Raw genomic sequence first — 20,517 nt, forward strand, 5'->3', positions numbered from 1 at the left:
GTTCTGGTGGGTTTGTCCGAATAAACGACGATCGGATTGTACAGGGGAATATTCAGTCGATGCAGCTGTTGAGTCTGGCTCAAAATATAGGATGTGATGTATGTCACATTTTTTGATGTATGGAGTTATGATCTGATTTATAGGGGGGCTGCCACAGGGAGTAGTTGACCTCTGTAAAAAGTGTACACAGTCACCTGCTCTGTATTTTCGTAATAGATAATATAAGTGGAGGTTGGGTGAAGGCGTTCAGGAATGACTCTGGTTCTGTCTGAATCGTCAGGGTAATAAAATGTTGAATCAGCTTGGTTGAGTCCTTCAGCATTAATGTATGCCACCATTATCGATTTGATCTCTTTATTTGGGTCTACGCCTAACCATATCTCATGGCCGCCTGAGGAGGCTGAAATCTCCCTGTCTTCAGGCAGCTCTTGAATAATTTCTTCAGGAGACCCTTCACGTATGATCTGGGCAGATGGGATCATTTTCAGGTGTCGGTCCTTGCCTGAGTGAGTTAAAGCTATTGTTGGCAAATAGCGGCAGTGGTTCGCTGAGAGGTCATGATAAAACCTGGGCAGACCGGCAAGGTAACTTCGGGTGATGGCCTTGTATGAGAATGAGGGGGGGGAGGATAGCTCAGATAAATGGTTGGCAATGCAGAGCTCCAGAGTCAGGCTGTGGGGGATGTACCCACAGAGCTGTAATAAGTCTGCCACAGAGTGCTTAACAAGATGATTAGGAACGATTTTAGTTATGGCCTCAAAAATGTGGGAGAGTTGACTGCCCCTCAGTTGATCGACTCTTTTCAGAGTATGCGCTGCTAACAGTGTTGGTTTTCTTTGATCAATATGAAGATTAATTTTTTTTTCATGTTCTTCAAAATTTTCACTCCATCTGTGATCCGTTGTCTCTGTATCATAAGATGCAGAGACTAAATATAGATATAAAGGTATTTCAAGGTCTGGATGTGTTGTTATAACCTCCATAAAGAGGTTGAATTGTGATGAAAAGTGACCGTTGAACTCATAGCACAGCTCGATAGCTTGCTGTGTTTCAAGCCGATGACAGAGCTCAAAGCTGCTGGTTGCTGCCTCCCTGAGGCGCATTTTTCCTGGGTTGATTTTTTTTGCGTCCTCAAAAACCAGAAATCCTTCTTCCTGGTTGTGAACTGTTATTTTTAGTACTGTGCTTTTAAAACTGGATTTTTTGTCATGTATTAAGTTGGCTGAAGAGATAGGAATCCATTTAAGATCATTTGATATTCGTTCAATGTGCTGATAAGCCTTCAAGACAGTCGGGTCAAATCCCTCAATCATAGACGTGTGTTTTTCATGAAGCACGAGCCTTTTTCTGCCTTGTTCAGAAATTACAGGAATGATGATGGGAGGAGCTATTGATTGCTTTGATTCCAGGCGCCATAAAGGGGCCAGCTGCCATTCAGTCAGGGGTTTCTGCCTGTTGCCTGGTTGATAGCCCAGGTGCATAGACTGATGCAGCGGTTGTTTTAGCCACTGGGGAGTTGATAGGAGGTTGGTCGCTTTTTTAAGGCAGTTGAGCCTGGATATTTCTTGTTTTGAGGTATAGCCACAAAGTAAGTTTAACCAGTGAAAGGACTCCATGAAATCAAGTCTTGCTTGTTGATAGAGTTCTTTCAACCTGGGGTATAGATACTTCAGGAATCGTTCTTTTTCGTTGAGGGGCATTTTGGAGTACTGAACCTCTTTACCCAGGCTGGAGATAAACAGAACACTTCCTTCTTGAGCAGATTTTGTCGAGCTGTATTTTCTTAGTTTTGGTTCAATATCATCCGGTGTCACGGTTCTACTTAAAGAAGATCCAGGTTCATGTAATGAAGTTGTTCGAATAAAAGGGTTCGTTTGTTGTAATTCTTCCAGTAATGCCAGCATAAGTTCATCTTCTGCAAAGGCTGTTTTCAGCGGTTCTGGAACAAGGGGGAGGGCGGCCGTTTTTGTTGGCTGTGCTTCAGATAGTTCTCTGGTTTCTTCCCGTTGAGAGGACATTTTTTTTGTAGCAGTTGGTCGTTCTGCTTGGGGCGGCTGGTTGTCGGGGTTGTCGGGGTTGTCGGGGTTGTGGGGGCTGACGTTTGCTGTAGAAAAGTCCAGCTGGTTTAATGCATGAATAATGTATGCGAAGACAGCCAGGCCGGATGCTCCCATAGCAAACACCATAACCCGGATGTCATTAAAAATAGAGCCTGATGAGGCAAGTTTTTTTTTGATCTCCTTTTTTGAAAGAGGCTTTTCTTCATTTTTCTGATTGCCTGGATTTGAGGTTGTCGCTTTTTTACTCTCAATTTTTTTGTGTGCTTCTGCATTTTTTCTGCTTTTTCTGGAATAGGGTGCTTTTATATTGTTGCCTCGAGTGGTGCTGGTACAGACAGAAGAACAAGTTTTTTCAGGCTCTCTTAGTCTTGGTGCAACCCTCTGGACTGGTGTGCTGTCTTTTTTTTCATGCTCCGACACATTATTAAAGTTTGTTGCAGCAGGTGGTTCTGGGGGCTGGGTTTTCACCTCATCTGTAATGGTGTTTACTTTATTGTCTGGAGGGTCTGTTTTTTTCTCTTTTGAGTCAGATGTTGATCCAGATAATGCAGGCTGGCCAGGGTTTGTTGTCTCAGCAGTCCTATCAGTGCTCGCTGATGTCGTTTGCTCCAGGGAGCATTGATCCTGCGCGCATGCCTGAGCTTCAGATTCTGTTGCTGCAGGTGGTTCTGGTTCTGGGGGGGGGAGTTTATCTGCATCGTTGGCTTCACTATGGTCAGATGCTTCTGTTTGTATGTCTTCTGCACTGTCAGGTGGGATGTCTTCAGTGATGGTTTGCGTTGCCAGGTTTTGGAATGCGTTAATAGAAGCTTCCGCTTGATTTTGGTGGTTTATTGCATCTGGAGTGACCTGAACACCGGCTATGGATGTTGTGATGGGTTTCAGTAGCGATATCGGAGGTGAAGGGGGGCGCCGTCGGTGGTTGCAGTAGCTCCTGTGGTGTATGAATTTCGTTGTTATTATCAATGTTCCGGAGCAGGTGAGCTTGAATGGCCGGAGTTAGCTCTATCCAGTAGGCATCCGCTTCGCCCTCGATCTGAGTGGCGTACCATATGTCGTTTTGCCAGTGCTCGTCATCTCCTTCAGGCAGGAGGCACGAAGCATTTTCGGAGTTGACGGGAAGGTGGACTGAAGCACTGGAGTGGAGCGGCGAATAATTAAAATTTCCTGAGATTATCGTGTAACCGTGCTCAATAAGGTGTTTGATTATTTTTTTTATTTTCTCATTGGTTATTTTTCCAAGCATTCCTGACCGTAAATGGCGTTGTTTCCCTGAGTTGGTGGGTTGCCTGCGTGATAGTGGAATGTAGCTGGGTGCATTGGGATTAAGTCCAGCGCCTACGTTGTTACCTGAAAAGGCTGTGGCTCCGCCAACGGTGCTTTCCGATGAAGCCATTGCTTCTTCTGAGGGGGGAGGGTGATTTGTTTGCAGATCTTCCGGGAGCTGGCTTTGCAGAGCCTCGGAGACGTAAAGCGTTGGGAAGAAAACCAGGTTTTCATTCAGGCCATTGATATAGACATGTAAACGACCTTGACTATTTTCTTCACTGGCTTTCTTCACCACTTGTTCAGGCAGTTCTGGGTCATGGAGGTATCCAATTCTCCACTTTGCTCCCCAGCAGAAGGTTGCCTGTAGCAAAGCAAGTAAAAAAAGAATCCGGCATGTTTTGAGCATTGTTTACGTCATTGTGGCCATGAAATGAGATGAAGTCCAAGTGGAATAAAAACTAGAAGAGATATCCCTTTTATGCCAGGTGCCGAGGTTTAAAAGAAGGCTCTAGAGTATGGACATTGCCTATTGTGATTGAGCGAAGTGGGCGTAAGATGAGCCCTTTAGTGTGAGCGATCAATGACCGCCTTTTCCTGCGTGTTGCATTTATATGAATGGCTATGAATGAATTTAAACCTGCCTTCTGGCGCACAAAAGCCATGGAGCAGATGACCCCTGATGAATGGGAATCGCTCTGTGATGGCTGTGGTCGATGTTGCCTGAATAAAGTGGTTGATGCGGATACCGATGCAATTTACACAACGGCTGTAGCCTGTCGGTTGCTGGATCTGGAAACCGGGCAGTGTAAAAACTACAAGCATCGTCGCAAACAGGTACCGGACTGTATTAAATTTACCCCCAAGTCCATGCATGAGCACCTGAAGTGGCTGCCGGACAGTTGTGCTTACCGGCTGATCTATGATGGGTTCGATCTGCCGGACTGGCACCCTCTGATCACCGGTTCACCTGAGTCCGTCCACGAAGCCGGGTTTTCAGTGAAAGGCAAAGATCTGGTCTCTGAAGAGGATCAGCCAGACCCCTCGCAGTGGTTTGACTATATTATCCGGGTTGGTTGATCGTTACTCTTGTGATGTGCGCAACTGACGAAGGCTATGGGTGGCGCCTGAACGGATAAAGTCCGCATCGCAGCCCGCGGTCACCAGACTGAATCCCTTTTTCCTCATTTTGGCCGCATATTCCGGGCCAATGCAGTGAATGCAGGCCGGTACCGAGAAGTGCTGGCAGCGCGAAAGGATATGGTCAATGGCGTCCAGTACCGGCTGTTCATAATGATCCGGTTCTGGACGGCAGCCGAGGGCATAGGAGAGGTCAAAGGGGCCTATATACACGGCACCAAGACCTTCGGTGGCCAGAATTTCATCCAGATTGTCCAGTGCCTGCCGGGTTTCAATCATCACCATGGGAAGCAGAGTGTCGTCTGCGTACTCCGCGTAGTCAGGACCTGCATGGATCATGGCTCGACTTGGGCCGAAGCTGCGATACCCTCTGGGGGGGTAACGACAAGCGGCTACAAAATCCCGGGTCTGCCCGGCGGTCTCAATCATCGGACAGATAACCCCATAAGCACCGGCATCCAGCATTTTCATGATGATGCCCGGTTCCAGCCAGGGAACCCGAACCAGCGGGGTGACCTCGGTGGTGGCAATGGCCTGAAGCATGGCCAGGGCTGTTTCAAACCCGATCATGCCGTGCTGCATATCAATGGTCAGGGAGTCAAAGCCCTGGTGGGCGATCAGTTCGGCAGTGAGCGGACAGGGATGGATCAGCCAGCCATTGATGGCGGTTTTTTTCTGCCGGAATAAGTCGCGAAGCGGGTTTTTTTTCATTCTGAAATCCAGAGACTTGCCTGTGGGGGGGAAACCTTTAGACTAGACGATTTCATTTTGGTTCCGGTGGGAGGCCTCTGGTGGTCCTGGCTCGTCCTGTGCAAAAAAAACCTTTCATCACCACCCGTCCCGGCAGGTTGACAGGACTGGTTCTGGCGGGGGGGCGCTCTTCCAGAATGGGGCGGGACAAATCTCAGCTGCTCTGGCAGGGAAAGCCCCTGTACCAGCACATGGTTTCACTTCTGGAAAGGTCCGGTATGGACAGGGTATTGATCAGTGGCAGCGGCTTCGGGACCACTGAAACCGCTTCTGTCCCTGACCGTATTCCTGGACGGGGGCCTCTCAGTGGAATCCACGGGGTCTTACCAGAGTTAGACGACGGCGATCGGCTGGTGGTGGTGCCAGTGGATATGCCCCTGCTGCCCGAGTCTGCCCTGAAGCTGCTGACCAGAGAGCATCGGACGTGTCATTTCAGGGATTACTCCCTGCCCCTGTTGCTGGTGGTTGGTGAAGTTTTGCGAGAGGCTGTGCAGCAGGCCATTGAGAGTGATCACCCAAAAGACTATGCCCTGTGGCGGCTTCACCGGAAGCTGGATGGCGGCATTATCCCCTTACCCGAACCGTTGGCTCGTGCTTTCGGTAATGCCAATACCCCCGAAGATTGGCGCAGCTGCATCAAGCAGCTTGAAGACAGTGCTTAAACCTGAACAGGAGTAAAAATTCCCATGGCGCATAAACAGGTGAGTGAGTTTATTCCTGTAAATATTGCGGTAATGACCGTTTCCGATACCCGTACGGAAGAGAATGACACGTCCGGTCACCTGCTGGTGGACAGCCTGCAGGCGGCAGGCCATAAGCTGGCGGACAAGGTGATTGTCAAAGATGATATTTACCAGATCCGTGAAGTCCTGTCCCGCTGGATTGCCAGCACACCGGCTTCTGAAGCTTTTGTGCAGGCGGTGTTGATTACCGGCGGCACCGGCTTTTCCGGGAGAGACAGCACTCCGGAAGCGGTTCTGCCATTGTTTGATAAACAGATCGATGGCTATGGTGAACTGTTCCGTCAGCTGTCCTACGAACAGATCAAAACTTCCACCATTCAGTCCCGTACTGTAGCGGGTATGGCCAATGGGACTGTGGTGTTTGTCATGCCGGGCTCTAACAATGCCTGCAAGACCGCCTGGGAAGGGATTATCCGTGACCAGCTGAACAGCCAGCACCGCCCCTGTAACTTTATTGAACAGCTGAAGAAGGCAGACTGATGGCTCTGACCCATACCGATGCCGAGGGCAAGGCCAGCATGGTGGATGTGGGTGATAAAGACATCACCCGCCGTGAGGCCAGAGCTGAAGGTTTTATTTACATGGCGCCGCAAACCCTGTCACTGGTGCAGGATAACGGCCTCAAAAAAGGGGACGTACTAGCGGTTGCCCGAATTGCCGGTATCCAGGCGGCCAAACAGTGCAGCCAGCTGGTGCCACTGTGTCATCCCCTGATGCTGAATTTCATTGGTGTTGAGTTCGGGCTGGAGCCAGAGCATCAGAGAATTCGCATCGAAACCTGCTGCCGACTCAGTGGTAAAACCGGAGTGGAAATTGAGGCGCTGACCGCTGCTTCAGTGGCGGCTCTGACTGTATACGACATGTGCAAGGCCGTAGACAAGGAAATGCACATTGAAGGTATTCGTGTCCTGGAAAAAAGCGGTGGCCGCAGCGGGCATTATCAGTGGTCTGAAACCGCCGCTCCTACAGGAGAAAATCAGGCAGGAAAAGCCCTGACTGGAGAAAAGACATGATTAAGGTGCTGTTTTTTGCCAGCTACCGTGAAAAGCTCAACTGTGACCAGCTGACCCTTTCTGAAGGGGAGTACCCAGAGAATCTGTCGGATCTGCGCTCCCAGCTGGCTGAAAAAGGCGACGACTGGCGTGAGGTACTGAATGACAAGCGCACATTGGTCGCCGTTAATCAGGCCATGACCCGTTCCGACAGCGCCCTTAAGGCGGGGGATGAAGTCGCGTTTTTCCCCCCGGTTACGGGCGGCTGAGGAAACAAGATGATTTCCATTCAAACCGAAGATTTTAACCCGGGCCATGAGCATGAGCGTCTTGGCTGTCAGTCCACCGGTGCGATTGTCACCTTTACCGGCACGGTTCGGGATATGAATCTGGGAGACCAGGTCGGGGGATTGTACCTTGAACACTATCCGGGCATGACTGAAAACGCCTTGCAGGCCATTATCGATGAAGCCCGTGAACGCTGGGATTTACTGGCGGTGCGGGTGATTCACCGGGTCGGCCAGATGCACCCCGGTGACCGTATTGTGTTTGTGGGTGTCTCCAGTGCTCACCGCAAGGAAGCGTTTGATGCCTGTGAATTTGTGATGGATTACCTGAAAACCCGTGCCCCTTTCTGGAAAAAGGAAAGTACGCCTGAGGGGGATCGCTGGGTGGAAGAGCGGTCATCGGACAAGGATGCGGCTGAACGCTGGTAAAACAAGCCGGATCCTTCCGGGGGGGCTCAATGAGAAGTATTGTAGGATTGTTCCTGGTTCTGTTTGCACTGCCGGGGATTGCGTCAGAGTTGCGGGTAGCGGTGGCTGCCAATTTCAAACCGGTGCTGGATGAGCTGGTGGTTCGCTATCACCAGACCACAGGACAGAAGGTTGTGCTTTCTTCCGCTTCAACCGGGGTTCTTTATAACCAGATTATCCATGGTGCCCCTTTTGATGTTTTTCTGTCGGCGGACAGCCAGCGGCCCAGGATGCTGGATGAGCAGGGGCTGGCCATGGCGGACAGCAGAACACCTTATGCTTATGGCCAGCTGGTGCTATGGAACCGCAGTGGCGAGCCCTCGGGATTGAAAGCTCTGGCTTCCTGGAAAGGGCGCCTTGCCATTGCCAATCCGGTGACCGCTCCTTATGGTTTGGCAGCCCGGCAGGTTCTGGAAAAACTGGGATTGTGGTCCACCTATCAGGGCAGGCTGATTCAGGGCAACAGCATTCAACAGGCCTGGCAGTTTGTGGCCAGTGGCAACGCCCCCATAGGCATGGTGGCCAGTTCCCAGCTGGATCCCGCCACTTCCGCCAGCAATGCCGTGACACCGATTCCAGCGGATCTGTATGAACCGATCCGCCAGGAGCTGGTCATTTTGAAAAGAACCGGCCAGCCTCAACAGGCCAGGCAGTTTGTGGACTTTCTTTTGTCTTCAAAGACCCAGGAGATGATTGCCAGTCGTGGGTATCTTTCTCCTGTAAAAAGCGCCGGTGAGCAGCATCTGGCGGCAGACCCTGAGCAGCCCGTTCCTCAAGGTTCCAGAGGAGAATCCCTTTAATGCTGGTGACGGCAGTGTGGGTCACTGTCCGGCTGGCCATGGTTACCACACTGATCCTGATGGTGATCGGGCCAATGATGGCCTGGTTGCTGGCCACCATGAATAGCCGGTTCAAGCCGGTGCTGGAAGCCCTGGTTGGGTTGCCCATGGTGTTGCCACCAACGGTGCTCGGGTTTTATCTGCTGCTCTGTTTTTCACCTAACTATGCCTTTGGGCAATTCTGGCAGAAGCTGACCGGTGGAACCCTGGCGTTCAGCTTTTCCGGATTGGTGATCGCTTCCGTGATTTACTCTATGCCCTTTGTGGTCCAGCCTCTGCAACGGGCTTTTGAGCAACTGGACAAGGGGCTTCTGGAAGCCGCTGCGATGATGGGGGCCGGGCCTCTGGACCGGTTCTTCAATATCGTTCTTCCCTGTTCCCGCCGGGCGCTGGTGCTGGCTGCCTGTATGGGCTTTGCCCATACCGTGGGGGAGTTTGGAGTGGTATTGATGATCGGTGGCAATATTCCGGGTGAGACTCAGGTGCTGTCCATTGCCCTGTTTGATGCAGTGGAGTCCCAGCAGTTTGGGCAGGCTCACAGTATTGCAGCGGGATTGATGCTGTTTGCCATGGTCATGCTGGTGGTGTTGTACAGCCTGGATAATCGCCGGGACACCAGACGATAGATATACCCGTCGCCTTTCAAGTTGCTACTTTGTTGGCAGCAATCACTCGCCCCAGTCACTTAGTTTATCTAAGCTCCTGGGGCCTCATTCTTTTGCCGCCGCGTAGCAACATGAAATCCTTTGGGTATAGAAGACAGGGAGCTGTATGCTGGAGATTGCAATTCAATTACCCCGCGACCGGTTTTCGTTGCAGGTTGAGGAGTCTCTGGATACCGGAGCGATCTGGGCGATTATGGGGCCTTCCGGGTGTGGCAAAACGTCACTGCTTCGTTCTCTATCGGGATTAGAGAGTCGGGCGCAGGGGCGAATTACTTTCCAGGGAGAGGTCTGGCAGGATACCGGTCAGGGTATCTGGGTGCCTCCCCGGCAGCGTGGAATTGGTTATATCTTCCAGGAAGCAAGGCTGTTCCCTCACCTGGATGTTATGGGTAACCTGGAGTTTGCCCGCTGCAGGGCAAGACCTTCCGGGAAGGTTCCCGAGTTTTCCGAGGTGGTTGAGCAGCTGGGTATAGAGCCTCTGTTGGGACGGGGTGTTGCACGGTTGTCTGGCGGTGAAAAGCAGCGGGTCGCCATAGCCAGAACGCTCCTGAATGCTCCTCGGGTGTTGTTGATGGACGAGCCGCTGGCCTCTCTGGACTGGGCATCAAAAGTCAGTATTCTGCCCCGGCTCCGTGATATTCAGCGGCATTTTCAAATCCCCATCATTATGGTCAGCCATGCCCGGGAAGAAGTGGCGAGACTGGCGGATCAGTTATTGTTGATAAACCATGGCCATGTAGTGGATCGTGGCTTTTGTCGTGATCTGATGAGTCGGGCAGGTTCGCCATTGGCCAATGATGACCAGGCGCTTTCGGTTCTGGAAGCCCGGGTGGTTCGTCATGATCCGGATTACCCTTTGACGGAGTTACAGCTGGATGATCAGACCCTGGTGGTGAACCGGCTCTCTGTTCAGAAGGGGGAGTGGGTTCGGGTTGTTCTGCCTGCCCATGAAGTCAGTATTGTTCTGGATGATATCAGCTGTACCAGTGTGCAAAACCGCCTTTCAGTCCGCATTCAGTGGATTCGAGAGCTGGGGTCTCATCACGTTCTGCTGTCCCTGGCTTTTGAAAGTCAGCAGATGCTGGCACTCATTACCCGAAAGTCCCTGAAAGGGTTGGGGTTATCCGTTGGTCAGACGGTGTATGCTCATTTCAAGGCGGCCTGTCTGGATGTTGTTTAAGTAGTTTGGGCAGGGCTCGTCCAGCATTCTTCTGGGATTTCTGGAGTGTAGGTTGCTGCTGAGCACAGCGAAGCGCAACAAAAGCTTGGTCATACCCTGAAAATTGCTCCACGGCTTTGGCATCCTGCGTCGCCCTAGCTCCCACATCCATGTGGTCGTGCATTTTCAGGATACAAGCCATCCATGGCTATATACTGGCAACTGCTCCATGCGTTGCCAGCATACAGACCTTCCCTGGTCATAAAAAAAGAGCGCATAAAGCGCTCTTTTTCTGTTTATCGAGTCTGGACTCAATAAAACTTATACTTTTTCTACGTTGGCAGCTTGCAGGCCTTTCTGACCCTGCTCAACGTCGAAAGTAACTGCCTGGCCTTCAGCCAGCGTCTTGAAGCCGTCACCAGAAATGGCACGGAAGTGAACGAACACGTCTGGACCGCCATTGTCCTGTGCGATAAAGCCGAAGCCCTTCTCTTCGCTGAACCACTTCACAGTACCTGTAGATTTAGACATGCAATGTCTCCTGAATATTCTATAAAAATGCGTTGTACACGCGTTAAGCCAATGTGCAGTCACATCTTCATATAACTATTTAAGAGTAAAGCATTTAAAGCCGCATAACTTAAACTAAGAAGTGGTGTGACGATAAGGAAGTACTCAAAAAGCTACACGATTTTCGTTCTTCTCAATAATGGCCACTAGGAACTCTAATAGCTGTCCGTTGGGATGTCAAAGATTTTGTAGCGTTTGTTCCGGGAGAATTTGTAAAGGGGGACAGACTGAAAAAAGAGGGATGTAAGCGGTTCTGACCATCTGTTCAAGCCCTCTGAATATCAGGGGTTGGCCATTTGCTGAGAGGTTGGAAAAAACGGCTGCTACTTCCAGGTGAGTAGCGATTTGTTTGAGTTATGTCTGACTTATGTCAATTTATTTTATGATAAAAATACAGCTGTTTCCGGTTTTGCCTTTATTGTCAGGTACCGGGATAGAGCCTCTGTTTCAGGATTATTGAAGATTTATTAAGCTGGCATTCAGGTTTTAACAGTGAATGAAAATGCTAGCCATTATCAGGCTCAAGTTGCGGTTATGAAGAGTGATCAGGACTTTATAAAGCGAACAGTTGAGTGGCTCAATGGCTGGCTTCTTCTACTAATGGGTTTTCACATTCTGCCTCTTCAGCAATCTGGCACATCTGTGCGCATTCTGAAGAAAGGGGATTCAAACTGCAGGGCAGTGATGTGTTTTCGGGTGTGGGTTCAGAACGGGCATCCTTCAGCTTTTGTTCCTCTGCCAGTGACCGGGCATGGCTGACCAACTGGAAAGACAGAACCACTGCGACAAGGGCAAAGAGTATACCTCCAACGGCCAGTCCCATCAGAATACCTTCAGCACCGGCCAGTTCGGAACCCAGGGCTATACAGGGTAGGGTTCCGAGGGTGGCTTTTCCCCAGTTCAACCAGGTTGACCAGGTCGCTTTTCCCAGGTTGTTGAAGGCAGCGTTGGCAATAAACTGCCAGCCGTTGAAGATGAAACTGATGGCAATAAATGTGCAGAAGTACTGAACGAACTCTGCCGTTTGCTCCCGGGCATTAAACAGGGAGACGAGCAGATTCTGCCCCAGCAGTAACACCAGGGACACGGCCAGGATGTAGACCGAGGCAAACAGGTAGGCGTCTTTAAGGCTTTGTTTTACCCGGTTGAACCGGTGGGCACCATAATTTTGCCCGACGATGGGTCCGACAGCTCCGGAAAGGGCAAAAATAACGCCAAAGGCGACCGGGATGATTCTTCCGATAATGGCATAGCCTGCCACGTAACTGTCGCCAAAATCAGAGATGGCACGGGTGACAAAAAGGGAGCTGAATGGGGTGGCCAGATTGGTGAACATTGCGGGCAAGGCAATCCGGGTGATAGCGGACCGGTCCCGGGTAAAATGAGACCATTGAAAGCGACAGAACAACCGGTGCTTATAAAAGATGCCATAGGCGGAAACGGCCAGGATGGTAAACCGGGCAAAAACTGAGGCTACTGCGGCGCCTTCAATGCCCATCCCCAGCAGAAAAATAAACACTGGATCCAGGGCCGCGTTGACCGCTCCGCCCGCCAGGGTTGATGACATGGAAAGCCTGGCGTCCCCCAGAGCTCTCAGGCCTGCACCACAGCCCATAGCCACAGCCACTACCGGCATGGATGGAATCAGTATGCGCAGATATTGCTCCCCCAAGGCGTGAACTTCTCCCCGAGCCCCCACCAGGGTCAGCAGCCAGGGGATGGCCAGCCACACCACCAGGGCGACGATGGCACTGATGGTCAGGGTGAGGGCAATAACATTGATCATATACCGGCTGGCCTGCCTGCGATCTCCGGCGCCTATGGCTTTTGAGACCAGTGCTGCAGACGCAATGGAGAGGCCAATTCCGATGGATGTGGTCAGGAACAGGATGGTGCCTGCGTACCCGACAGCTGCCGCCAGGTACTTTTCTCCCAGAAGGCTGAGAAAAAACAGGTCCAGCATATCGACCAGAAAAAGGGCCGTTATCCCCGTTGCTCCACTGAGGCTCATAACGCAGATGTGCCGCATGGTTGAACCTTCAGTAAAGCGCGCGTGGCTCATGGCTGTTCCTGTCTGGAAAATTAAGGCGGTGTCGTCTGTTCAGGGTTTGCGGATAGGGAGCAGTAACTCCTGGGATAAGGGAATAAAACGGCTGCTGGCCTGAATCAGGGAGGCTGCGGTCAGAGGTTCCACACTGTGGACTTCTGTAGAGACACCATACTCCTGGATGACTTTCTTCAGAAGCAGGTCAAAGTCGCCATCACCGGAGGCCAGAACCACGGTATCCACTTCCGGAGCCCAGGACATAACGTCCAGGGTAATGCCTACATCCCAGTCGCCTTTGGAGGAGCCATCGGTGCGCTGGATATAGGGCTTCAGTTTTACCTCGAAGCCGATGGCCCTGAGAATGTTCTGAAACTGCTGCTGTCGGCTATCGCCGCGGTCAATGGCATAAGCAATGGCCTTGATCACTTTGCGATTCCGGGTAACCCGGGCCCAGAAGGCATTGTAATCAAGATGGCACTGATACGCCTGTCGTGTGGTGTAGTAGATGTTCTGTACATCTACGAAAATGGCCACCTTTTCGTCTGCCATGCTTTTCCCCGGCCCTTCTGTTCCTGGCCTCAGTGTACTGGAGGGGGATGTATTGCGGCAATGTTTACGGTGGGGGGATTTGCTGAGGAGAGTTCAGTTGATCCGGTCAGGCGCCAGCAGGGAGAGAAACGTGCTGTGGTTTTCCGGGTGTTGCCGTGTAAGTCCCCGGGCGTGCTGGCAGTCTGGCAATGCCCAGAAGGTTTTATGGGAGGAGGGGACGCGCCGGTAAAGAGCATAGCCCAGAGTAAAATCCACCAGAGAGTCGCTTTGGCAGTGGACCACGATCAGCGGGCGATCGGGCATTGATTCAAGTTGACTGGCGGCGGAATAACGGTCAGAGATCACCAGCCGGGATAGCCATGTAAAGGCCTGCCCTCCGGCCCCCTTGGCAATCAGGGAGGAGGCGACCCCCTGGAAACTGAGAAAGCTGCTGTCGATAACGATTCGCTGGAATTCATCACTGTGGGGGAATTGAGCCAGGCTGTGGAGCAGAATATTTCCCCCCAGTGACGTCCCAATCAGAATGATGCGGTCCCATTGCCCTGAGGCCTTCAGCCGTTTTGCATGCTCCAGCAGGGTCAGGCCGTCGAGGGTGGTATTCCGGGGTGTAGGTGTACCGGTTGACTGACCATAGCCGGAGTAGTCAAACACCAGAAGGTCATAGCCGTATTCTGTGAGCCAGTCATAGCGCTGTGATGTCCAGGACAGGTTGGTGGCATTGCCATGAAAGTGTACCAGCAGGGTTCTGTTTCGGTTGGCCTGAGGTACAGCGGGTATAACAGCCACTTCCAATGTATTGCCTGAAAGAGAGGGAATGGTGTAAGGAGTATAGGGTGGGATAGGCCCCAATGCTCTGTAGTCAATTTTATTGGGGCGGTAAAACCAGGTACTGTTGCAGGCGGTCAGGAATACCACCAGGAATAACACGAACCACAGCGAACCGGTTTTTTTGAGGAAAGGGGTGACAGCCTCATAGCCTCCTTTCATAGTCTCAGCCTCCTGCGAAAGTCCACATCGCGTTTAAAGGATGTCGACTGAATGGCAGGGGTATTGAGTCAGGCAGGAGTTAGTTGGAGCTTAACCACTGAGATGAGGCCCTTAATGCAAGGTAAAGCAGGCCTCCTGCAGAAAGAAGTCCGGTGATGACCAGTACAGAAATTGTCAGGTTGTTGTGGTCAGGGTTGCTGACCAGGGTCACCAGGCTGTACGCCTGCATGCCGGCCCACAGGGAAAACAGGGTTCGTGGCAGCATACCGATAAATCCGGCAGTGACAAATACTCTCAGGCGAATGCCCAGTGCCGGTAATAAAAGATTGATAAGCGAGAAAGGAAGAACCGGAGACACTCTGACCAGGATCATAAACAGAAAATCCTTTTGCTTCATGGTCTCAGCCAGTTTGAAGAAGGCAGAGCGGTGGGGGATGCTCTTCAGCAGCTTTCCTCCGTCCAGACGCTGTCCGATCATAAACCCCAGAACGGAAGCCAGAAGGTAGGCAGCGGTCATCCCCGGTAGCGCTTTCCATCCCAGAAAGTAGCCGCTGATCAGAGCAATGAATGTGGTGGGAGTAATGGCCAGGGCCATGGTGAAGGTGCTGAGGAAAAAAGCCAGTAGCCAGTGGCCGCTGGTCATGGACTGAATCATTGCGTGGTTCTGAACAGCCCAGGCAGTGATCAGCGTGCTGCAAACCAGGGGAGTCAAGCCAGCAATACCCACCCCTGACAACAGGCTTCGATTTTTTATAAGAAAACGTTTGAATAGCAAGGCAGGTGATCAGTGATTCATTGTGAGGGTTGAAGAATACTTTTTCCAATGGAAAAGTCCAGGTTGTTCATCGATAGCCTGGTTTCTTGTTCAGCTTTCTCTGCAGGGTTCGCCGGTGCATCCCCAGGCTTCTGGCGGTCGCCGAAATGTTACCGTCATTTTCCTGGAGTGCTTTTTGAAGGTGTTCCCACTCCAGCTGGTTGAATGACATGGGAGTGGGGGGCACTTCCGGTTTCTCTTCGGTGACTTTTGCTTTATTCCCAGGGCGTTCAATATCTGCCGGGTGTCTGCGGGTTTGCACAGGTAATCCTTTGCTCCCAGTTTCATGGCTTCAACCGCAGTGGCAATACTGGCATAGCCGGTCAGCACGACAATATGAATCTGTGGATTGAAGTTCAGTAATTCCGGAATCAGGGTAAGCCCGCTTTGGCTACCCATTTTCAGGTCGACCACTGCTCCATCCGGTTTGTGCTTCTGTTGCAGTGTGGTGGCTCTGGTGACAGAGTCTGCGGTGATGGCTTCAAACCCCCGTTTACGCAGGGAGCGGGCCAGAACCTGCAGAAAGGTCTGGTCATCGTCGGCCACCAGAATCGTATTGGCTTCAGGCGGTGAAAGTGCCGGTAAAGTCATTCATCGCTCCTCGTTGAGGTTATGAGTATTCTGTCGGTTTTGAGAAAATACTCAAGTTTGACTCTTTTGAATGGCGGTGACGGGCAGAGAGATTTCAGTCAGTGTGCCCCGAGTCAGGCGATACAGCCTGACTTGTCCCCCAAGACGCTCAATGCTGGCCTGGCTGAGCAATAACCCAACGCCCATACCCTGGTTTTTCTTTTGGTGTGATGCTCCAGCTTTAAGAGGAGCAAAGTGAGGAGGGCGTGTTTTTTTGATGGTTTTTTTGAGGTCTGTGGGACCGTCATCTTCCAGGCCCTCATCAATAAGCAGTGTACCTATTTGCTCTGTTATTGCTTTTGGAAGGCCACCGCCCTGGTCAGTGATCTTTATAATGATCTGATGACCGTCCATGCCTACCGACAGCATGACCTGACCGGGGCTGGCGTTTTCCGCATTATCCAGCAGGGCAATGACGGCCTGATACAGGGAGTTATCACAGCGTATGCCAGTGGAGTGTGACCAGGAGGGCGTGGCATATTGTAGGTTCGATTCAGGGCGGAGCAGTTGCCATTGACTCAAAACCTGGCTGATAAAATGGCTGACGGCAATGGTTTCTATCTGGGTGTGCTGACTGTCAGCAACCACCTGATTCAATCTTTTTTTGCACTCTTCCACCTGGTTGCGCAGCAGCGTCAGGTCATCCACCAGTGCAGCACTGCCTCCCTGTTCACCTTCCTGCTCTTCCAGAAGATCCCCAAGAACCACCGCCATGGTAGCCAGAGGGGTTCCCAGTTCATGGGCCGCTCCAGCAGCTTGAAGAGCGATGCCAAGAATATTTTCATCCCGAAGCTGTCTCTCCCTGGCCTGGGCGATGGCAGCCTGTTGCTGTCTGACGGTGTTGGCCATTAATACAATGAAAACATTGATCAGCAGGGCGCTTAGAACAAAAGTGCCCCACATACCAGCCAGATGCAGAGCAATGGCCTGTTGATGGTCGCCGGGCATTTCATGGTCGATATGAGCTCCGGCTGGCTGATACCAGTTCATCAGCAGGGTGTAGGCGACAATGGATGACAATGTCAGGCCCCAGCTAAAGCGGGGTGGGAGCAGTGCAGCACCAATGGTGATGGGGATCAGGTAAACGGACACCAGGGGGTTGGTATAACCCCCGGTAAAATAGAGCAGAAGACTGTGGCTTAAGACATCAAACATCAGCTGCCCGAAAAACTCGGTGTTTCTGACTGGGTGGGGAAGGGCCTGAAGCCGCCACAGAGTGATCAGGGTAACCAGTATATTCGTGGTCAGTAGAAGCAGAGGGCCTGTTGGGGGAATGGCCAGGCTACTTAAAGGTTGCAGATAGTACTGAGAAAACAGCAGGGCAAGGGTTTCAGAGGCGATCAGGATAGCGCGCAGCCAGCAGACCCGGCGGAGATTAGTGGCTCCGATCGCCAGATTGGGAGCTTCGATCCAGCTTTTTGCTTTTTTAGTCATTGTGGTTGTGTGATGTGCCAGAGAAAGTGAGCAGGGCGATGGTTAGCTGCCAGTGAAGGTCCTGGGAGAAGCTTAACGGCTTTACAGGAGGAAATTAAGATTTTTGGGGGTGGTATTTTTATCTTTAGTTACTGGTTCTAACGTTTTAGTTAGGGGGTTGCAATCGGATCTGTGTGATATTGCCTGTTGATCATAAAGGATTAAAGAAAGGGGTAATGTATGGATACAGTTTCTTCAAAGGGCGGGATGCCCTCTCCTCGACAGGCGGGTGGTTTTGAAAAAAATAAACATCCTGCTGCAGCGTACCTTGCCTCACATGGGGTTAAAACAGCAGAACCTAGTCCGTCATGGTTTAAGTACAATTTATACATGGCGAGTTGCATAAAGTCTGATTTTGATAAAATGAAAAAGCTAAAGTGCACTCCGGGAAATGCTCATATATTTAACGAATTTGAGCAGTATTACAACGTTCGTATAAATAAAGACTATTTTGATATAAATGTGGGAATGCTAAGGGAAAAGTATGATCAAGTTGAAACGCGCTTGGTAGCCCTGGATCGTTCTGATAGTGATAGTGGTTTTGAAGATACAGACAGTTGTGATTTAGACAGTGCTGATTCCAGTGATGAGAGTCTATTGGGTAGCGACAATAAAGAACGGCAGAGTGAGCTTGAAACAGAGAGCTTTGACTCTTCTGAGGGATTGGGCAATGATGCTGCTGATAATGAATCCTCCGAAGAGAAAGATGATCCACGTTATCATCTTGCTCGTCAAATACAAAAGAACATACAGGGTATGCAGCCAGCATATGGAGAGTTGCTTGAGGAGGTTTATTTGGGACCTGTTGCTTCATCTGGTGAAATCGAAGCTGACTACTCACCCCGTGGATTCACTTCTTTGCCTGTCAGTGGAAAAGACAATAATTGCCTTCCTAGATCTGTTTTCATAGCGTTAAGAGCGCAAGGGATAAGTGGTGATAGCCTTTCCGGCAGTCTAGCGCAGGCAAGGAAGGTCTTTGGCGACAACAAAGATGAGTGTAATGCCTTTGTCAAGGATGTGCGTACCAGTCTGACAGGCACAGTAGATGAAGGAGCTCTGATTGAACTTGGCGATGAGAATATTGGTTGGCGAATATGTGAAACCATTTATCAGCGCTATGGTGTGGATGTTGAGATTGTAGAGGTCTTTAACGATAACGGTCAGCTGTATGTTAATAGTCGAAGCCGACGCATGGATGCTGATGGGGAGCTTCCTGTTATTATGGTTCAAATGAGAGGCTCTATCAATCATAAGACCGGTGGTATGAAATACTGTCATCGATTTAATCCTAATGAAGGGCGACTTTATGGAGATGAACATGTAAAGGAAACGGCTGGTGGAATTTATAAGTCAGCTTACAAGGACGCTTATGAGTATTATTATCAACGCTGTCTAGTCAAGGTTTGTGATAAATTCAATATTTCGGTCTTTGAGGTAGAGGAGAGTCCAAACAAACGCTGGCAAGATTACCTTGAGAAATTAAGGAGCGCTTCTTCTGACTATGCAGCTGATTATGCACAGAAAGAAAAGAAAAAGTACTTGTATAGTGCTTCCCATGGAGGCCACTACTCTGCGTTAGTACCGAAGTCAAGTTAATAAAAGAGTTGTATTATTCCCGATTAAAGAAATAGCTTTAATCGGGTTTTTATTATTGCAGGGCTTTGCCAAGCAGGTTCAGGGCACTGTCTGGCAAGGGCAATCCCAATGCCCGTTGTTGGGCCTGGTCTGACATTTTTCCCCAGGTTTTCCGGACAATATCGAGCACCTTCTCCTCAGGGTGCTTTTCGGCAAAAGTGGCAAAATCATGCTCAATAAATACCAGGCAGGCACAGTCCTCCAGGGTCTGGATGTCGTTATCCCGCTTGATGCCCTGTTTTCGAATAAGGGTCCGGACCCGGTCACAACGCTCACGGGGGTAACCCTGGCTGGCCATCACCTCTGCCGCTTTCTCCCCATGAAGCCTGCCCAGTTCCATCCGCCATTTCAGATATCCGGTGCGTCCCGTTGGGAATTCGGAGCGGGGGATTTCCCAGCGGCAAAGGTGCTGGCTGCGAACCGCAATCTGCAATTCCTCAGTGGCGTGGGGGGCCAACTGCTGAAGCCACTGTGTCATTCGCCGGGCGTAGATCAGTTCAGCGGCTTCACCGTTAATGGTTTTTGGATCCTGGGCGTGGAGTTTGTCAATGGCCGCCAGTGTGGCCTGAAGTGGTGTCATGGCATTCCCCAGTGGTTATTGTGATATGACTGAGAGTCATATGTCGTTTGTTATGTCCTGCTTTGTACTGGATTTTGGCTGCTATTGCGAGTCCTTGTTGATCAGGAGTGAGAAATAGTGGTCGTCCTCTACTTCAGTGAGGTACTCAGTTAGAGTGGCTGGATGGCGTTGGCAAGGTGATTGAGAAAACACTGCCAGTTTGAGGTTGTCCCAGGTTTTGATGGAACGAGTGCTATCCTTTGTGTTTTTGGCTAAGGAGTCAGTATCTGAAAGGTACTGCTGATCTATGTCATGAAACAGCGGGTTGGTCGAGGTTCTTTTTGGTGGCTGCTATTTTTAACTCTTATTTCTATTTTGTTTTCTTCTTGTCGTGGAGTTGTTTTTGCCGGGCCCCATGGATTTCAGAATAGGCAGTTTATTGGTGTTGGGGATGCATCTGGAAAAAGATTGAAGATTACCTTTTTGCCTGATGAGCATCAATTCTCAATTTCGAATAATAATAGATTCATTTTCCACTCTGCAATGGCTGGTGGAAATAATAGAGAGCTGGAATCAAATGCTGTTGATCTTGATTTTACATGTCTGTTGTCTTCTGAAACAGTCTGTCAGGTTCAATGGTTTCGCATATTCTGGTTTTCAGCGTTTATGGGAGAGCTTGGCGCTGTTCAAATTAAATGTTGCTAACATGGTCTATACTCCCTGAGCATGAGAATTGTCGTGTAAAGTGGAGTTCCAGCCATGAAACCTCAGCAATTCCAAGACATCCTGAAGTCCATACCCATGATGTCCCCAGAGCAGATCGGTGTCCTCCATAAAACTCTGCCGCCCTCACCCATTGCCGGTGATGCACAAGGTATTTCCGG

20 protein-coding genes and 1 pseudogene are annotated in these 20,517 nt (G+C 50.6%); 11 read left to right on the plus strand and 10 right to left on the minus strand.

The annotated features are described in order from the left end of the window. Positions 1-137: 137 nt before the first annotated feature. Positions 138-3,026 carry a hypothetical protein gene (locus tag ACNRUY_RS10525; RefSeq protein ID WP_488111587.1) on the minus strand — a complete coding sequence of 963 codons (2,889 nt, stop codon included), beginning with the start codon at positions 3,024-3,026 and terminating at the stop codon, positions 138-140. Between the two features lie 924 nt (positions 3,027-3,950). Here ACNRUY_RS10525 and ACNRUY_RS10530 point away from each other — a divergent pair. Further along, positions 3,951-4,406 (plus strand): YcgN family cysteine cluster protein, encoded by a 456-nt coding sequence (locus tag ACNRUY_RS10530; protein WP_488111588.1) that lies wholly within the window; start codon positions 3,951-3,953, stop codon positions 4,404-4,406. A gap of 3 nt (positions 4,407-4,409) precedes the next feature. Here ACNRUY_RS10530 and ACNRUY_RS10535 read toward each other — a convergent pair whose 3' ends face one another. Beyond that, the gene (locus tag ACNRUY_RS10535) at positions 4,410-5,177 is read right to left on the minus strand and encodes an HpcH/HpaI aldolase family protein (protein ID WP_488111589.1); all 768 of its coding nucleotides are present in this window, start codon (positions 5,175-5,177) and stop codon (positions 4,410-4,412) included. A gap of 98 nt (positions 5,178-5,275) precedes the next feature. Here ACNRUY_RS10535 and mobA point away from each other — a divergent pair, with 98 nt between their 5' ends. From mobA to modC, 8 genes are all read left to right on the plus strand, one after another. After that, positions 5,276-5,878, plus strand: a complete 603-nt coding sequence (gene mobA, locus ACNRUY_RS10540; protein ID WP_488111590.1) for a molybdenum cofactor guanylyltransferase — start codon at positions 5,276-5,278, stop codon at positions 5,876-5,878. 24 nt (positions 5,879-5,902) lie between these two features. Next, on the plus strand, positions 5,903-6,439 hold the full coding sequence (gene moaB / locus ACNRUY_RS10545) for a molybdenum cofactor biosynthesis protein B (protein WP_488111591.1): 537 nt from the start codon (positions 5,903-5,905) through the stop codon (positions 6,437-6,439). After that, positions 6,439-6,972, plus strand: a complete 534-nt coding sequence (gene moaC, locus ACNRUY_RS10550; RefSeq protein WP_488111592.1) for a cyclic pyranopterin monophosphate synthase MoaC — start codon at positions 6,439-6,441, stop codon at positions 6,970-6,972. Before moaB ends, moaC begins: the two co-directional genes overlap by 1 nt. Beyond that, positions 6,969-7,220, plus strand: coding sequence for a molybdopterin converting factor subunit 1 (gene moaD, locus ACNRUY_RS10555; protein ID WP_488111593.1), 252 nt, complete (start codon positions 6,969-6,971; stop codon positions 7,218-7,220). The genes moaC and moaD overlap by 4 nt, the downstream gene beginning before the upstream one ends. A gap of 9 nt (positions 7,221-7,229) precedes the next feature. Beyond that, complete coding sequence (gene moaE, locus ACNRUY_RS10560; protein ID WP_488111594.1) at positions 7,230-7,667, plus strand: molybdopterin synthase catalytic subunit MoaE; 438 nt, start codon at positions 7,230-7,232, stop codon at positions 7,665-7,667. A 29-nt stretch (positions 7,668-7,696) separates the two neighbouring features. Then, positions 7,697-8,506 (plus strand): molybdate ABC transporter substrate-binding protein, encoded by an 810-nt coding sequence (gene modA, locus ACNRUY_RS10565; protein ID WP_488111595.1) that lies wholly within the window; start codon positions 7,697-7,699, stop codon positions 8,504-8,506. After that, positions 8,506-9,171, plus strand: a complete 666-nt coding sequence (modB, locus tag ACNRUY_RS10570) for a molybdate ABC transporter permease subunit (protein WP_488111596.1) — start codon at positions 8,506-8,508, stop codon at positions 9,169-9,171. Before modA ends, modB begins: the two co-directional genes overlap by 1 nt. Before the next feature lie 145 nt (positions 9,172-9,316). Beyond that, positions 9,317-10,390 carry a molybdenum ABC transporter ATP-binding protein gene (gene modC, locus ACNRUY_RS10575; protein WP_488111597.1) on the plus strand — a complete coding sequence of 358 codons (1,074 nt, stop codon included), beginning with the start codon at positions 9,317-9,319 and terminating at the stop codon, positions 10,388-10,390. Positions 10,391-10,690: 300 nt separating this feature from the next. Here modC and ACNRUY_RS10580 read toward each other — a convergent pair whose 3' ends face one another. From ACNRUY_RS10580 to ACNRUY_RS10610, 7 genes and pseudogenes are all read right to left on the minus strand, one after another. After that, on the minus strand, positions 10,691-10,900 hold the full coding sequence (locus ACNRUY_RS10580; RefSeq protein ID WP_488111598.1) for a cold-shock protein: 210 nt from the start codon (positions 10,898-10,900) through the stop codon (positions 10,691-10,693). Between the two features lie 616 nt (positions 10,901-11,516). Beyond that, a complete protein-coding gene (locus tag ACNRUY_RS10585) occupies positions 11,517-13,001 on the minus strand; it encodes an MATE family efflux transporter (protein WP_488111599.1) in 1,485 nt (494 codons plus the stop codon). Positions 13,002-13,040: 39 nt separating this feature from the next. Further along, complete coding sequence (locus tag ACNRUY_RS10590) at positions 13,041-13,535, minus strand: LabA-like NYN domain-containing protein (RefSeq protein WP_488111600.1); 495 nt, start codon at positions 13,533-13,535, stop codon at positions 13,041-13,043. 93 nt (positions 13,536-13,628) lie between these two features. Continuing rightward, the gene (locus ACNRUY_RS10595) at positions 13,629-14,522 is read right to left on the minus strand and encodes an alpha/beta hydrolase (RefSeq protein ID WP_488111601.1); all 894 of its coding nucleotides are present in this window, start codon (positions 14,520-14,522) and stop codon (positions 13,629-13,631) included. 79 nt (positions 14,523-14,601) lie between these two features. Beyond that, positions 14,602-15,177 (minus strand): TVP38/TMEM64 family protein, encoded by a 576-nt coding sequence (locus ACNRUY_RS10600; protein ID WP_488111602.1) that lies wholly within the window; start codon positions 15,175-15,177, stop codon positions 14,602-14,604. Between the two features lie 187 nt (positions 15,178-15,364). After that, a pseudogene (locus ACNRUY_RS10605) lies at positions 15,365-15,927 on the minus strand (response regulator transcription factor). A 51-nt stretch (positions 15,928-15,978) separates the two neighbouring features. Continuing rightward, entirely contained in the window at positions 15,979-17,400 is a 1,422-nt protein-coding gene (locus ACNRUY_RS10610; RefSeq protein ID WP_488111603.1) for an ATP-binding protein, read from the minus strand. A gap of 219 nt (positions 17,401-17,619) precedes the next feature. Here ACNRUY_RS10610 and ACNRUY_RS10615 point away from each other — a divergent pair, with 219 nt between their 5' ends. Further along, on the plus strand, positions 17,620-19,035 hold the full coding sequence (locus tag ACNRUY_RS10615; RefSeq protein ID WP_488111604.1) for a hypothetical protein: 1,416 nt from the start codon (positions 17,620-17,622) through the stop codon (positions 19,033-19,035). 52 nt (positions 19,036-19,087) lie between these two features. Here the strand turns inward: ACNRUY_RS10615 and ACNRUY_RS10620 are convergent, their stop codons facing one another. Further along, complete coding sequence (locus tag ACNRUY_RS10620; protein WP_488111605.1) at positions 19,088-19,654, minus strand: DUF4202 domain-containing protein; 567 nt, start codon at positions 19,652-19,654, stop codon at positions 19,088-19,090. A 291-nt stretch (positions 19,655-19,945) separates the two neighbouring features. On the opposite strand from ACNRUY_RS10620, the gene ACNRUY_RS10625 reads away from it, so the two are divergent. Beyond that, positions 19,946-20,338 (plus strand): hypothetical protein, encoded by a 393-nt coding sequence (locus ACNRUY_RS10625; protein WP_488111606.1) that lies wholly within the window; start codon positions 19,946-19,948, stop codon positions 20,336-20,338. Positions 20,339-20,517: the final 179 nt, after the last annotated feature.

This window comes from Endozoicomonas sp. Z74 (assembly GCF_057680865.1).

Coding starts and splice junctions, on each gene's coding strand:
- ACNRUY_RS10530 (WP_488111588.1), top strand. CDS start 3,951: ATGAATGAATTTAAACCTGCCTTCTGGCGCACAAAAGCCATGGAGCAG.
- ACNRUY_RS10535 (WP_488111589.1), bottom strand. CDS start 5,177: ATGAAAAAAAACCCGCTTCGCGACTTATTCCGGCAGAAAAAAACCGCC.
- moaB (WP_488111591.1), top strand. CDS start 5,903: ATGGCGCATAAACAGGTGAGTGAGTTTATTCCTGTAAATATTGCGGTA.
- moaC (WP_488111592.1), top strand. CDS start 6,439: ATGGCTCTGACCCATACCGATGCCGAGGGCAAGGCCAGCATGGTGGAT.
- moaD (WP_488111593.1), top strand. CDS start 6,969: ATGATTAAGGTGCTGTTTTTTGCCAGCTACCGTGAAAAGCTCAACTGT.
- moaE (WP_488111594.1), top strand. CDS start 7,230: ATGATTTCCATTCAAACCGAAGATTTTAACCCGGGCCATGAGCATGAG.
- modA (WP_488111595.1), top strand. CDS start 7,697: ATGAGAAGTATTGTAGGATTGTTCCTGGTTCTGTTTGCACTGCCGGGG.
- modB (WP_488111596.1), top strand. CDS start 8,506: ATGCTGGTGACGGCAGTGTGGGTCACTGTCCGGCTGGCCATGGTTACC.
- modC (WP_488111597.1), top strand. CDS start 9,317: ATGCTGGAGATTGCAATTCAATTACCCCGCGACCGGTTTTCGTTGCAG.
- ACNRUY_RS10580 (WP_488111598.1), bottom strand. CDS start 10,900: ATGTCTAAATCTACAGGTACTGTGAAGTGGTTCAGCGAAGAGAAGGGC.
- ACNRUY_RS10585 (WP_488111599.1), bottom strand. CDS start 13,001: ATGAGCCACGCGCGCTTTACTGAAGGTTCAACCATGCGGCACATCTGC.
- ACNRUY_RS10590 (WP_488111600.1), bottom strand. CDS start 13,535: ATGGCAGACGAAAAGGTGGCCATTTTCGTAGATGTACAGAACATCTAC.
- ACNRUY_RS10595 (WP_488111601.1), bottom strand. CDS start 14,522: ATGAAAGGAGGCTATGAGGCTGTCACCCCTTTCCTCAAAAAAACCGGT.
- ACNRUY_RS10600 (WP_488111602.1), bottom strand. CDS start 15,177: ATGATTCAGTCCATGACCAGCGGCCACTGGCTACTGGCTTTTTTCCTC.
- ACNRUY_RS10610 (WP_488111603.1), bottom strand. CDS start 17,400: ATGACTAAAAAAGCAAAAAGCTGGATCGAAGCTCCCAATCTGGCGATC.
- ACNRUY_RS10615 (WP_488111604.1), top strand. CDS start 17,620: ATGGATACAGTTTCTTCAAAGGGCGGGATGCCCTCTCCTCGACAGGCG.
- ACNRUY_RS10620 (WP_488111605.1), bottom strand. CDS start 19,654: ATGACACCACTTCAGGCCACACTGGCGGCCATTGACAAACTCCACGCC.
- ACNRUY_RS10625 (WP_488111606.1), top strand. CDS start 19,946: ATGAAACAGCGGGTTGGTCGAGGTTCTTTTTGGTGGCTGCTATTTTTA.